A 13,110-nucleotide genomic window follows, 5' to 3' on the forward strand; every position below is an offset into this window, starting at 1 on the left:
ATGTTCGGACGAACACTCGAAGTTGTGAAGGAGACTTTGCTTTACTTCATCGGGGTATCATGACCCTTCATAGCGTCCGCAGCCAATTTCGAAGATACGCCATAGCCCATCTCTTCGATGTTCTTACCAAACTCTTCACCCATGAAGTAGTCTAGGAATTCTTTTGCCGGAGTCTGTGCTTCGCCTTTTGTATAAACATGTTCGAAGCCCCATACCGGATATTTACCCGAGTAGGTGTTTTCCAACGTCGGTTCTACGCCGTCCAGTTTAACCGCCTTGACACCTTTGGCCTGGTCACCAACGAGGTAGGACAGAGCCACATAACCGATGGCGCCTTCGTTCTGCTTTACGCTCTGCAGCAATTCGCCTGAGTTATCTGTTTCCATGGAGCCCTTGGTCTCGTCCGCACCATTCAGAGCGAACTTCGTGAACAGAGCACGCGTACCGGAGGAAGACGGACGAGTGATCAGCATGATCGGCTTATCATCGCCACCGACATCTTTCCAGTTCGTTACCTTGCCGGTGAAGATGTCAATCATCTGCTGCTGTGTTAAATCAGCAACTTTGTTCTTTTCATTAACAATCGGAGCCATCGTGATGATGCAAACCTTGTGGTCAACTAAGCCTTTTGCCTGATCCGCTTCCAGTTTGTCCTCAGCAAAAACATCCGACATACCCAGCGTAACAGTACCGGCAGCAGCGTCTTTCAGGCCCTGGCCCGAACCACCCGCGTTTACGGTAATGGCCACGCCCGTTGCCTTCTGCATGAATGCTTCCGCCGCTTTATCTGCCAACGGCTTCAATGCCGACGAACCGGATGCGCTGATCTGGCCCTTCAGACTCGGATCCACATCGCCACCCTTTGTAGCGGCTCCCGACGAAGCATCTGCTTTGGATTGTTCCGAAGTTGCTGCATTGCTGGATGCTTCGGAAGCAGCGCTGCTCTGGTCTTTTTTGTCATTGCCACCGCAAGCAGCCAGTGTCACGACGAGCGCAAACGCCAACAACGTGCCCAATACTTTCTTCATGGTTGATTTCATTGAATACCACCTTTTCTTTTATTTAAGAATTGTTCGGTCCTTCTGTACTCGCACAGCGTTTTCCGAATGATTCGGACATCCGCAGCAATGCCGCAGATCTCTGTCAGAAGGACTACGCAACGTGGACAGTCCATGGGAAACACCCCACTCCATACGCTGTGTACAGTTCATAGCATAAGAGAGTCAGGTTAAAACAAGGAGAGTCTTTTTGTTAAGGTTATGTAAAATCCATGCGAACCGCGCCGTGTCTGTGTGGAATGGCCTGTTAGCGATGAGCGCGGGATGGGGCGCGATCACAGAGTTCATTTGGGCGGGGGTGACCATGGTGGCGTTGTCGCGGAGTCCTTTTGGGGGGAGCGTGGCTGTGCGTGTTTTTTGCATGAGGCGTGGTCGGGGGCTACATTCGGAGGCGGGTGCGACCTCTGCCCCGCAGTTTTGACCGTGCCTTTGACGCTTTTTTGCAAAAGGCACGGTCGGTTGTGCCGTCTGCCTCACGATTTTGACCGTGCCTTTGCCGCTTTTTTGTAAAAGGCACGGTCGGGAACGCCTGCTTCGCTGTGATTTTGACCGTGCCTTTGCCGCTTTTTTGCAAAAGGCACGGTCGGGGACGACTGCTTTGCTGTGGTTTCGACCGTGCTTTTGCTCATTTTTTGCAAAAGGCACGGTCGGGCACGACCTCTTTGCTCCGATTTTGACCGTGCCTTTGCCACTTTTTTGTAAAAGGCACGGTCGCGCACGACCTCTTTGCTCCGGTTTTGACCGTGCCTTTGACGTTTTTTTGCAAAAGGCACGGTCGGGCACGCCTGCTTCGCTCCGGTTTTGACCGTGCCTTTGACGTTTTTTTGCAAAAGGCACGGTCGGGCACGCCTGCTTCGCTGTGATTTTGACCGTGCCTTTGACGTTTTTTTATAAAAGGCACGGTCGGGGACGACCTCTTCGCTCCGGTTTCGACCGTGCCTTTGACGTTTTTTTCCAAAAGGCACGGTCGGGGACGACCTCTTTGCTCCGGTTTTGACCGTGCCTTTGACGTTTTTTTATAAAAGGCACGGTCGTGCACAACCTCTTTGCTCCGATTTTGACCGTGCCTTTGCCACTTTTTTGCAAAAGGCACGGTCGGGGACGACCTCTTTGCTCCGGTTTTGACCGTGCCTTTGACGCTTTTTTGCAAAAGGCACGGTCGGGCACGACCTCTTTGCTCCGATTTTGACCGTGCCTTTGACGTTTTTTTGTAAAAGGCACGGTCGGGGACGGGTCTCGACGCCCACAATCCCTGCTTAAGATCACGCCTTCTTCCGAGTGCTTCTTATTTTGTGAACGCCCAGTGGTATGGCGCTGAAGCGCACCTTTCTACAGGGTATGCCGCCGGCGCTTGCGCAATCAGGGATTCCATGTTATAATTTTTCAATCGTATGGATCATTAGCTCAGCTGGTTAGAGCGCCACGTTCACATCGTGGAGGTCGTCGGTTCGAGTCCAACATGATCCAAGCATTAACGACGAAGCGCAGGCTTCGTCGTTTTTTTATATAGAAGCTTTCCCATTGTCATAAGGGCCCGGGACAGACGCAGTTGCTACCGAAACATAGTTCCTATCCCATTACTATGAGATGGCATAAAATGGCGACGCCTACCAGTGCCAACAGACGCCGGTCGATAAATCCGTAGCGGTGCATTGTTATGATACGAGGTGATCATTTTTCGTTTTATGGAAAGGGTTTTTGGGTATTAAAGAATAGACAGGAAATTTAGGCTTGAACAAAAAGTTTTCTGTGGTGTTGCCTTTCCGGGCGACGCCGGAAAAGCCGAAGCAAGGCGGCGAAAGAAACGGCTTGTTTTAACATGGAATGTTGCGAAGAAACGTCACAAAAAGGAGATTATCATGGCAAAAGATTTTTTGGAGAATGCAAAAGAAAAAATTGATGAGGCCGGTAAGAATGTCAGCGACATGGGCAAAGATGTCGGCAAGAAAGTTAGCGATGGCGCTGAGGATTTGAAAGATAAGGCAAAAGAAGGCGCTGAGGATTTGAAAGAGAAAGCAAAAGAAGGCGTTGAGAACGTCAAAGACTTTTTGGGCAATATTGGAAAGTAATTTTATCATGAAGGATAAGAGAAGGCTGCCGGCGGGCGGCCTTCTTTTTATTGACACCATCGCCGGATTCTGTTATTATTTTTCGAGTACGGACCATTAGCTCAGTCGGTTAGAGCGCCACGTTGACATCGTGGAGGTCGCTGGTTCGATTCCAGTGTGGTCCATCACGTAAAGCGCCCGGTCCTGCGAATGCGGATCGGGCTTTTTTATTAGGCAGCGCCTGCAAGGCATGGCGGAAGGCTAAAGGAGGAGTCATGAAATTTGTCAAAAAAGCGGTTGCGCTTGGAGTAGCGATGTGCCTGCTGGCGGGTTGCCAGTCGCCGGCAAAGCCGAATGGCCAAGAGCAAAGCGATTCTTCGGCAGCCTCTTCGGTTTCTGCTGATTCCGAGGGTCCGAAGCTCACGACTGAAGCGTTGGAAAAAATGCCTCTTACGGGGCAAGGCACCTGGGTAGATGGCGAAGATGGGACCAAATGGTACAAAAATACCGGTACCTTTTATGATGCTTTTGATACGATGATTCAGTTCGTCGCGTATACAAAAGATGAAAAAGAATTCGATCGCTATTTTACGCTCTGTCGGACGGAATTTGAGCGATTGCATAAGCTTTATGATAACTACAAGGAATATGAGGGTGTCACAAATCTGATGACCTTGAATAAGACGGCCGCCCAGGCGCCGGTAGCCGTAGAGGATGATCTTTTTTCGATGCTCGCGTTTAGCAAAGAGAACTATGCGAAAACGCTGGGCAAGGTGAACATTGCCATGGGCGCAACGCTGACGCTTTGGCATGACACGCGTGAGGCGGCTATTGCGGAACAGGAAGAGCACGAGCACGATGCGTCGCATAGCGATACCACTTCCCATGCCCCGATTACCTTGCCCACAAAGGCAGCGCTGGAAGCGTCGGCCAAGCATCGCAATATCAATGATCTCGTTCTGGATCCGAAAAAGAAAACCGTGTACTTCCAAGACCCGGATCTCAAGCTCGATGCCGGCGCGGTGGCCAAGGGCTACGCGACAGAATGCATTGCTAAAAAATTGATGGAAGCGGGCTTTGCGCATGGTCTTATCAGCGCTGGTGGCAATGTCAAGGTCATCGGAACGCCTATCGATGGGCGTGCCACGTGGAATGTTGGCATTGTGCATCCGCGTTCTGACAATCAGGACATTATTGCGAAGGCCGCTGTTAAGGCCAATACCTCGATGGTGACCTCTGGCGATTATCAACGCTACTTTGAGCTGAATGGTGTGCGTTATGCGCACATCATCGATCCGCAAACGCTCTATCCGGCTACTGCGTATTCCTCGGTAACCGTGCGCACCGCAGATTCCGGTCTGGCCGACCTTCTCTCCACGGCTTTCTTTATAGCGACGCCGGAGGAGGCCCAGAAAATTTTGGAGAACTACAAGGACGCCGGCGTGGAAGTGCTCTGGGTGGATCAGAACATGCATGTCAATGCGACGCCCGGTATGCAAGCGGATGTGACGCTGGCACAACCGCAGCAATAAAGAGGGGTGTTTTAAGGCAGGATGTGAGGAGCCGACCCATGCGGGTCGGCTTTTTACCATAGGAGGCGCCCCGGCGGGGCGCCTTCCTTATTTACCAATCGTCGGCCGTCAGGCCGACTCCTTCCGGCGCCGAAGGCGCCTATTCTAGGACGCCGGTGCCCATTGATCTCCGGTTTCGACCGTGCCTTTGACGCTTTTTTGCAAAAGGCACGGTCGCCTACACCCCACAACCTCCGATTTCGACCGTGCCTTTGTCGTTTTTTTGCAAAAGGCACGGTCGACTACACCCCTCAACCGCCGATTTTGACCGTGCCTTTGACCATTTTTTGCAAAAGGCACGGTCGGCTACACCCCACAACCTCCGATTTCGACCGTGCCTTTGTCGCTTTTTTACAAAAGGCACGGTCGCCTGCGCCCTCTGCCTCGCAATTTCGACCGTGCCTTTGACGCTTTTTTGCAAAAGGCACGGTCGGCCACGCCCTTTGCCTCGCGATTTCGACCGTGCCTTTGACCATTTTTTGCAAAAGGCACGGTCGACTACACCCCACAACCCACGGTTTCGACCGTGCCTTTGACGTTTTTTTCCAAAAAGCACGGTCGGCTACACCCCACAACCTCCAATTTCGACCGTGCCTTTGTCGCTTTTTTACAAAAGGCACGGTCGCCTGCGCCCTTTGCCTCGCGATTTCGACCGTGCCTTTGACGTTTTTTTCCAAAAGGCACGGTCGGCCGCGCCCCACAACCTCCGATTTCGACCGTGCCTTTGACCATTTTTTGCAAAAGGCACGGTCGGCCATGCCATCTGTCCCGCATTTCTGACCGTGCCTCCGCCATTTTTCCTCAAAAGGCACGACATTCGTTATCGTGGGGGGCCAATTCGCAAAAAAAGAAGCCGACCTGTACGGGTCGGCTTTCGTAATATGCCATTATGGTAGGTGGCCTTGCAGGCCGCCTTCAACTTCTGGTATTAGAGGAATTGCTGGTTGTGATTGCTATTATAACGTCGCACCTTCTGCTGCTTATCGCAAAATGATCGCTTCGCGTTCGGGACCGACGGAGACGTAACGAATTGGACAATCGATGGCTTTTTCAAGGTAGAGGACGTAGTCTTTGGCGGCTTGCGGGAGATCGTCCCAGGTGCGGCAGCCGGAGATGTCCTGTTTCCATCCCGGAAGGGTGGTTTCGACGGGTTCGGCGTCATTCAAAAGCTCTGGGAATGGGAATTCGTCGGTTTCATCGCCATGGATGCGGTAGCGTTCAACGACGGGAATTTCGTCGAGGTAGCTTAGTACGTCGAGCTTAGTGAGAGCAATGGCTGTCGCGCCTTGGGCGTCCACACCATAACCGGTGGCAACGAGATCGATGGGGCCGACGCGACGGGGACGGCCGGTTTTTGCGCCGTATTCGTTGCCGGCTTTGCGTAGGGCTTCGGCTTGGTCGCCGAACCATTCGCAGGTAAAGGGGCCTTCACCGACACAGCTGGAGTAGGCCTTGACGACGCCGAGTACGTCTTGAATGTGCACGGCGGGGAAACCGGAGCCGACGGGTGCGTAAGCGGCCAGGGAGTTGGATGAGGTGGTGTATGGATGAATGCCCAGATCCAAGTCGCGCAGAGCGCCAAGTTGCGCTTCAAAGAGAATCTTTTTGCCGGCACGATCGGCTTCACGGAGAACCTTGGCGGTGTTACGAATGTATGGCTTTAAGGGCTCGGCATATTGTTTAAGCCAAGAAAGAACCTCTTCGGTTGTCGTTGCCGGAGCGCCGTAAACTTTGGTCAATGTAAGATTCTTCCATTCGACCAACTGTTCCACATGGTTGCGCAGATGCTCGGGATAGAGCAATTCGCCGGCCATGATGGTTTTCTTGGCGGCTTTATCGGCATAGAAGGGAGCAATGCCCTGCTTGGTGGAGCCGAATTTCCGATCAGCCAGACGCGCCTCTTCGAGGGCGTCAAGGTCGCGATGCCAGGGCAGGACAAGGGAAGCGCGCTCGGAGATCATGAAATGAGAAGGCTCCAGGGGTACACCTTTTTGTTCCACTTCCTGCATTTCTTTGAGCAGATTCTCGCAATCCACCGCTACCCCGTTGCCAAGAATGTTGATCACCTCGGGACGGAAAATGCCTGACGGCAACAGATGGAGCGCAAATGTGCCCTTGTCGTTCACGACGGTGTGACCGGCGTTGCCGCCGCCTTGGTAGCGAACGACCACGTCGTATTGTTCGGTGAGAAGATCGACCATACGGCCTTTGCCTTCATCGCCCCAGTTAATGCCAACAATGGCGCCATGTGCCATATTACTTCCTCCATTCGTTTGACGGTTGTAAAGAGTTTACGCCGACGGATTTTCGAACCGTTGCCGCTGTCGTTCCGCCTTGGGACAGCGATGCAGACGCCGGCGTTTGTTTGGCTTTGCCATCGCCAAGCTCCCCATAAACCATAGAGCCGATGACGATCACACAGCCTATCGCGGTGATCGGTGTGAGCGGTTCACTCAGAAGAATGGCCGAAACAAACACCGAAGAGACCGGATCGATATAACTCAACAGGGAAATGCTTTGTGCCGCAAGATGCTGCAGGGCACTAAACCACAATGAATAGGCAATGCCCGTATGCGCCACGCCCAAGATAACAGTATACACGATAGAGCGCAGATCTATCTGAATCGCGCTGAAATCCTCCGTAAAAAGGACATAGGGCAAAACCGCCAAGGAGGCAATGCCCATCTCCACACAGGCGAGACTCATGCCATCGATATCGGAAAGATCCTTGCCCAGGGCCATGACGGCCGCATAGCAACACGCCCCCATCAGGGCTAAGAAAATCCCGAAGCCACCCGTTAGCTTTCCCGAAATCATGCCTGAGACAAACGTCATACCAAACACTGCGCAGGCGGCAGCAATGCCGCGACGCCGCGTGATCTTTTCGCCAAAAAGGAAAGGCGAAGCCAACAGGAAAATCAAAGAAGACATGCAATAGCACATCGTCGCTATGGCCACGGTGGTATATTTGTAGGCTTCAAAGAGGAGAATCCAGTCCAGTGCCGTAATGGCGCCGGCAATGGCGAGCCGTTTTTTATGTTTTTTAACAGCCTCCCAGGCAAAATGGCTGCGTCCCAGGGCAAAAAGCAAGGCTAAGAACGCGCTGCCGATAAGTGCACGGAAAAACACCAACAGCGAAGAAGAAAATAACACCCCGTGTCGAAAAAATCCCAGCGTGCTGAAAATCAGCATCGATGCGATAAATTCTGCTTTTGGCGAGATTATTTTTTTCATCGTTCGGCCCTTTCTTTGGTTTGCTCCTTCCGCCATTTCACCCGCTATCCATTGTAACGTATTTTTGAGCGTATAACGTATTTATGCGCCCGTACCGTATGGCTTGTCAATGTTTAGCTTTCATAAAAGCGCGGCACACGAGAAGCAATACCGCTCAAAATTTCATACGAAATCGTCTCAGCACGATCTGCTAAACAGTCGACGGCAATGCCCCGCGGTACCTGCGGTGCCGGAAAAACTTCCGCTTGAGCATCGCTAAAAAGCGCTTGGAAGGCGGCTTCTGTTTCGGCATGCAGGGCTTTGGAATCGGCTTGGTTCCAATCCGCCGCACCCATGACGAGCACGCGATCTCCCACCTCCACGGGCGGTGCATCCGTCACATCCACCATCAGCTGGTCCATGCAAATGCGCCCGATAACTCGACACAGCGTACCCTTCACCGATAGTGCAGTGCGGCCGGACAGCAATCGCACATAGCCATCTGCATAACCCAGCTGTACCGTTGCCACTTTGGTCTTACGCCGGCTGCGCCAGGTACGACCATAGCCCACGGTTTCCCCTGCCTCCATCCATTTGACACGCGAAATCGGTGCAGTCCATCGATACGGGATCTGCAATGAAACTGTAGTGGCCGCTTCACACTCTGCCGACGGATACGCGCCGTAGAGACAAATCCCCAAACGCGCGCCCTCGAAGAGATCGGCTTCGGGCAAAAAGAGCAAGCCCGCATCGTTCGCAATGTGGCGCAGCGGAATGGTAACACCTGCCGCCTCAAGCTTTTGCGCCAGCGTACGGAAACGGGAGAGTTGCTCCTCTGCAAAGGCATTCGGAAACGGCGCTTCATCTGCCGTAGCCAAATGCGAGAACATGCCTTCGATAGTAAGGAATGGAAGTTTAGCAACGACAGCAATATCGCGTGCGGCAGCGTCTTGCTCCGCGATGAATCCCACCCGGCGATGCCCGGTATCTACCGCAATATGAACGGGATGGCGCACCCCCAGCTTTTTTGCCGCGGCATTCCAGCGCATGGCATCCTCTACCGTGGAAAGCGCCGGTTCAATCTGGCGACGAATCATTTCGGCTACGTCTTCGGGTGCTACATAGCCGAATAGTAAAATCGGCTTATCCGGAATGGCTTCGCGCAATAGCATCGCTTCCGAGACCGTCGCCACACAAAAGCCTTCCACCAGATCGTGAATCGCACGTGCCACCGGTACTGCGCCCAGTCCGTAGGCGTTGGCCTTCACCACGCCCCAAAGGCGCATCGCATGGCGGCCCTTGCGCATGGCTTCCAAATTGGCGCGCACCAGGTGACAATTGACCTCTAGGATTGCTTGTGACTTCATCCTTTCTCCCCCCTTGCGACTTCATTCCTTGACAGGCTACAATAGAAAAAATAAGAAAAGGAGCCTGCTATGAAACCCGTAATCGGTCTCAGCACCACTTACACCCACAACGATTCGCTCGGCAGCCTGCTTCATATGGGCGTGCCCGGGCAAAGCTACCACGTCTGTACTGACGATTTTGTCCAAAATCTCTTAGCCGCTGACGCCGTACCGGTCCTGCTTCCGACCGTCCGCACAGAGGTGGAGCGGGAAGAGCAGCTGGCCATGCTCGACGGCATTATTTTTTGTGGCGGTGCCGACATTTATACGCTGCTTTATCGTGAAACCACACGCAAAGAATGCGGCCCGGTGGTGCCTGAACAGGATAACCATGAAGTGGCTCTGGCTAAACTGGCGGTAAAACACGATCTGCCGATCTTAGGCGTTTGTCGCGGCATGCAACTGTTAAATGTTGCCCTCGGCGGTACCCTCTATCAGGATCTGCCTTCGCAGAAGCCAGAGTCCCTCTATCACAGCAATGAAATGGTTCCGCGCTTTTATGGGGTGCATTCGCTGGAAATTGCGCCGCATTCATTGCTGTCTCGGCTGTTTCCCCAAGCGCCGTATGTCAATTCCTTCCATCACCAAGCGGTCAAAGATGTAGCGCCTTCGTTATGCGTCACGGCGCGTGCCGCCGACGGCGTGATCGAAGCACTGGAGTGCCCCGGTAAGCCCGACTTTCTGGCGGTTCAATGGCACCCGGAAATGATGGCTCCCGCTAATGAGAAACAACAGGCACTCTTTGCCTGGCTGGTGCGCTGCGCACAAGAGAAAAAGAATCGCTAAGGTCGGCCATCGGCCATCTTTCGGCGCTTCAGTTCATCGAACGGCGATCCTGCATCGCTCGTGCGAGCGTCAGTTCATCATAATATTCCAGCGATCCGCCCACCGGAATGCCGCTGGCAATGCGGGATACGCACACCGGAAAGGCTTCCAGCTGATCTGCCAGGAAAAGCATCGTCGTTTCCCCTTCTACGGTGGGCGAAAGCGCCAAAATCACTTCTTTCACCGGGGTATCCGTCGCCAACGAATCTTTCACACGCTTGAGCAGCCGCGACACCCCGATTTCCTCCGGTCCACGCTGATCCATGGGCGAAAGCAACCCGTTAAGCACATGATACGTGCCAAAGTAACTCGCCCCTCGCTCAATGGCCAAGAGATTCGTCACCTCTTCGACCACAGTGATCACGGAATGATCCCGTTTCACGGAAGCACAAATGGGACAGATTTCCTGTTCGGTAATATTGCCGCAAATCCGGCAGCGATGCACTTTTTCTGTGACATCCCAAAGGGCTCGCGCAAAGGCGCGCGTCGCGGCAGGATCCTTTAGCGCATGCAACGCCAGACGCTGTGCCGTCTTTTTTCCGATGGTGGGCTGCTGCCGATATTTCTCGATCAGCACCTCCACCGATGCCGGAAATTCGTTCATGCTATTCTCCCTTCGCTTAGAGTCCCGGAATATTTATGCCGCCCGTCAGACGTCCCATCTCCGATTCGTTCAACGCCGATGCCTGATGAATCGCATCATTCACCGCAACCATGATCAAATCCGACAGCATTTCCGTATCTTCCGGATCTACCACTTCCGGATCCAATACCAATTCCAGCAATTCATGCTTGCCGTTCATTTTGACTTTCACCATGCCGCCACCGGCACTGGCTTCAATCTCTGTCGCATCGATTTTTTGCTGCGTCTCCTCCATTTGTTTTTGCAGACGCTGCATCTTCTTCATCATATTGCCCATGTTGTTGCCGCCGTACGGCCCTTTGAAACCCTTCATCTTCTCCTCCTCGATCAAATACGACCTTATTTTTTCTCTAACAGTTCAGGCGGAATCACGCGCTGTAATTCTTGCCAAGTCCAGTCTTCCGTTTGTGCTTTTTCTTGCGCCGGCGATGGTTGCACCACCGTCTCCGTGGCTTTTTCCGGCACTTTGGTCTGCGCTTTTTCCGGCACTTTTTCCGGCGATGGCGCTGCTGTCGCCGGTGGCGCTACTTTTGCAGGCGCTGCGGAATTCGGCGTAGTGTGCGCCACTTCACCGATGTGTACTTTCCACGGCTTCCCGGTGAATTCTGACAGCGCTTCGGACAGCTCCTTTTCCTTGCCCTTCAGGACGCCTTCCTGCATGGCGTTTTCCGGCGCAAAGGTTACAAACACTTCCGAACGCGACACCTCTATTTTATCAAATCGATCCAAGAAAAACGGCGCCACAATCTTTTTACCGACGACAAATTTACGCCATTCCGATGCATGATCACGATACCATGCAAGCGGGTCGATCGCAGAAGCGCTGCCCGACGACGGCGTCGCGGGAGCGGGCGCTGGCTGCGGTGTCGAAGCTGACTGCGGTGCGGGAGTTGGAGTCGGCTGCGGCTTTGGTGCTGCGGTTGGCGCGTGCTCCGACTGTGGTGCGGGAGCTGACTGCGGCGCGGGAGCGGGAGTCGCTATGACTGCCGGCGGTCCCGCGGCAAGCCACTTTTTGTCAACCGCTTCTTGCACTGCTTTTTCCGGCGATTGCCATCGCTCCACCATCTGCAGTTTGGCTTCCACCGCCGCCAGTCGACTTTCCAGTCGCTTCGGCGAGGTGTAATCCACCAAACGAGCCACCGTGGCTAAGAAGAGCGTCTCCGCCGCGTCCGATTTGCGCAACAAGACATCCGTTTCGACCAATACATCGATGGAATCCAAAAGCCGCGATAGCGCAACGTTGGCCACCATCGCTTCCATCGCTTCACGCTCGGCTTTCGCCATCGGTAATGCCAGCGATGCGCCACCGCCTTTGACGAGCAGCAATTGCTGAAAATACTGCATCCATTCGCTGATGAGCGTACCTGCTTCCTTACCTTCCTCAAGCAAATGATGCGCATAGGCCATCGCCGCAGTCAAGCGATCCGCAAGCACATCGCGTGTGAGTTCCTCGAGGGAAACCCAGCCCGCCGTACCCAGCACGCGATCCACCACCTCTTCCGTGATCGTCGTCTCGCCCATCGCCATGACCTGATCCAGCAAGGAAAGAGCATCGCGCAGCGCACCATTGGCCGCCAATGCCAAGGCTTGCAAGGCTTCCGGTGTAATCCTAAGCTGTTGCTCCTCGGCCACCATCGCCAAGCGCTTCGCAATCACTTCCGGCTCAATGCGTTTAAACTCATACCGCTGTACACGTGACAAAATCGTCGCCGGAATCCGCTCCGGCTCCGTCGTTGCCAAAATAAAAATTAGATGCGACGGCGGCTCTTCCATAATTTTTAAAAGCGCATTAAACGCTTCTTTCGTAATCATGTGCGCTTCATCGATGATGTACACCTTGTAACGCACTTGCGCCGGCGGATAAATCACGGTCTCGCGCAATTCACGAATATCATCGATGCCACGATTGGATGCGGCATCCATCTCCACGACATCCATCGTCGTCTCGTCCAAAATCGCCCGGCAATGCGCACAAGCATTGCAAGGATTGCCGTCATGCGAATCCAGACAGTTCACCGCCCGTGCGAAAATCTTCGCACACGACGTTTTCCCCGTGCCCCGCGTCCCCGCGAACAAGTACGCATGCCCGATCTGTCCCGTCATGATCTGATTTTTCAGCGCCGTCACAATGGCATCCTGCCCGACCACCTCATCAAAGGTCTGTGGCCGATAGGCGCGATATAGAGCTTTTTGCATGGCAACCTCCCGTCTTATTTTACCATAGCGATGAACGAGGTGGGGTGCGAAGGGTGGGGTGCGGTTCTGTGGCGTGCAGGGGATGAGCGTTGTGCGGTGCCGTGGTTCGCGGGTCCGGCGGTACGGACGGTGCGCGGATGGGGACGCCGG

10 protein-coding genes and 2 tRNA genes are annotated in these 13,110 nt (G+C 53.7%); 5 read left to right on the forward strand and 7 right to left on the reverse strand.

Going from position 1 to position 13,110, the window contains the following annotated elements; translation table 11 throughout:
- Positions 1-41: 41 nt before the first annotated feature.
- On the reverse strand, positions 42-1,040 hold the full coding sequence (locus tag BN98_RS05000) for a phosphate ABC transporter substrate-binding protein (RefSeq protein ID WP_019189422.1): 999 nt from the start codon (positions 1,038-1,040) through the stop codon (positions 42-44).
- A gap of 1,411 nt (positions 1,041-2,451) precedes the next feature.
- Here BN98_RS05000 and BN98_RS05015 point away from each other — a divergent pair.
- The 4 genes from BN98_RS05015 (at position 2,452) to BN98_RS05030 (ending at position 4,638) form a co-directional block, all read left to right on the forward strand.
- Positions 2,452-2,525 (forward strand) — tRNA-Val (locus BN98_RS05015).
- Positions 2,526-2,917: 392 nt separating this feature from the next.
- Positions 2,918-3,127, forward strand: coding sequence for a YtxH domain-containing protein (locus BN98_RS05020; RefSeq protein ID WP_019189420.1), 210 nt, complete (start codon positions 2,918-2,920; stop codon positions 3,125-3,127).
- Between the two features lie 90 nt (positions 3,128-3,217).
- Positions 3,218-3,291, forward strand: a tRNA-Val gene (locus BN98_RS05025).
- 90 nt (positions 3,292-3,381) lie between these two features.
- The gene (locus BN98_RS05030) at positions 3,382-4,638 is read left to right on the forward strand and encodes an FAD:protein FMN transferase (RefSeq protein WP_019189419.1); all 1,257 of its coding nucleotides are present in this window, start codon (positions 3,382-3,384) and stop codon (positions 4,636-4,638) included.
- A 1,019-nt stretch (positions 4,639-5,657) separates the two neighbouring features.
- On the opposite strand, the gene BN98_RS05040 is transcribed toward BN98_RS05030, so the two are convergent.
- The 3 genes from BN98_RS05040 to alr form a co-directional block, all read right to left on the reverse strand.
- The gene (locus BN98_RS05040; RefSeq protein ID WP_019189417.1) at positions 5,658-6,932 is read right to left on the reverse strand and encodes an adenylosuccinate synthase; all 1,275 of its coding nucleotides are present in this window, start codon (positions 6,930-6,932) and stop codon (positions 5,658-5,660) included.
- A gap of 1 nt (position 6,933) precedes the next feature.
- Positions 6,934-7,911 carry a DMT family transporter gene (locus tag BN98_RS05045; RefSeq protein ID WP_019189416.1) on the reverse strand — a complete coding sequence of 326 codons (978 nt, stop codon included), beginning with the start codon at positions 7,909-7,911 and terminating at the stop codon, positions 6,934-6,936.
- A 113-nt stretch (positions 7,912-8,024) separates the two neighbouring features.
- Positions 8,025-9,257, reverse strand: a complete 1,233-nt coding sequence (alr, locus tag BN98_RS05050; RefSeq protein WP_019189415.1) for an alanine racemase — start codon at positions 9,255-9,257, stop codon at positions 8,025-8,027.
- Between the two features lie 69 nt (positions 9,258-9,326).
- On the opposite strand from alr, the gene BN98_RS05055 reads away from it, so the two are divergent.
- Entirely contained in the window at positions 9,327-10,082 is a 756-nt protein-coding gene (locus BN98_RS05055; protein WP_019189414.1) for a gamma-glutamyl-gamma-aminobutyrate hydrolase family protein, read from the forward strand.
- 28 nt (positions 10,083-10,110) lie between these two features.
- Here the strand turns inward: BN98_RS05055 and recR are convergent, their stop codons facing one another.
- Genes recR through dnaX form a run of 3 tightly spaced genes read right to left on the reverse strand, consistent with a single transcriptional unit; the run spans position 10,111 to position 12,960 of the window.
- Positions 10,111-10,725: a recombination mediator RecR gene (gene recR / locus BN98_RS05060; protein WP_019189413.1), complete on the reverse strand. Its 615-nt coding sequence runs from the start codon at positions 10,723-10,725 to the stop codon at positions 10,111-10,113.
- A 16-nt stretch (positions 10,726-10,741) separates the two neighbouring features.
- A complete protein-coding gene (locus BN98_RS05065) occupies positions 10,742-11,077 on the reverse strand; it encodes a YbaB/EbfC family nucleoid-associated protein (protein WP_019189412.1) in 336 nt (111 codons plus the stop codon).
- Between the two features lie 26 nt (positions 11,078-11,103).
- Positions 11,104-12,960, reverse strand: a complete 1,857-nt coding sequence (gene dnaX, locus BN98_RS08490; RefSeq protein WP_019189411.1) for a DNA polymerase III subunit gamma/tau — start codon at positions 12,958-12,960, stop codon at positions 11,104-11,106.
- Between the last annotated feature and the right edge of the window lie 150 nt (positions 12,961-13,110).

It is taken from the genome of Levyella massiliensis (genome assembly GCF_000308275.2).
GTDB lineage: Bacteria > Bacillota > Clostridia > Tissierellales > Peptoniphilaceae > Murdochiella > Murdochiella massiliensis_A.

Bases quoted from the DNA above. Each gene is read 5' to 3' on its own strand.
- BN98_RS05000 (WP_019189422.1), bottom strand. From the start codon at position 1,040: ATGAAATCAACCATGAAGAAAGTATTGGGCACGTTGTTGGCGTTTGCG.
- BN98_RS05020 (WP_019189420.1), top strand. From the start codon at position 2,918: ATGGCAAAAGATTTTTTGGAGAATGCAAAAGAAAAAATTGATGAGGCC.
- BN98_RS05030 (WP_019189419.1), top strand. From the start codon at position 3,382: ATGAAATTTGTCAAAAAAGCGGTTGCGCTTGGAGTAGCGATGTGCCTG.
- BN98_RS05040 (WP_019189417.1), bottom strand. From the start codon at position 6,932: ATGGCACATGGCGCCATTGTTGGCATTAACTGGGGCGATGAAGGCAAA.
- BN98_RS05045 (WP_019189416.1), bottom strand. From the start codon at position 7,911: ATGAAAAAAATAATCTCGCCAAAAGCAGAATTTATCGCATCGATGCTG.
- alr (WP_019189415.1), bottom strand. From the start codon at position 9,257: ATGAAGTCACAAGCAATCCTAGAGGTCAATTGTCACCTGGTGCGCGCC.
- BN98_RS05055 (WP_019189414.1), top strand. From the start codon at position 9,327: ATGAAACCCGTAATCGGTCTCAGCACCACTTACACCCACAACGATTCG.
- recR (WP_019189413.1), bottom strand. From the start codon at position 10,725: ATGAACGAATTTCCGGCATCGGTGGAGGTGCTGATCGAGAAATATCGG.
- BN98_RS05065 (WP_019189412.1), bottom strand. From the start codon at position 11,077: ATGAAGGGTTTCAAAGGGCCGTACGGCGGCAACAACATGGGCAATATG.
- dnaX (WP_019189411.1), bottom strand. From the start codon at position 12,960: ATGCAAAAAGCTCTATATCGCGCCTATCGGCCACAGACCTTTGATGAG.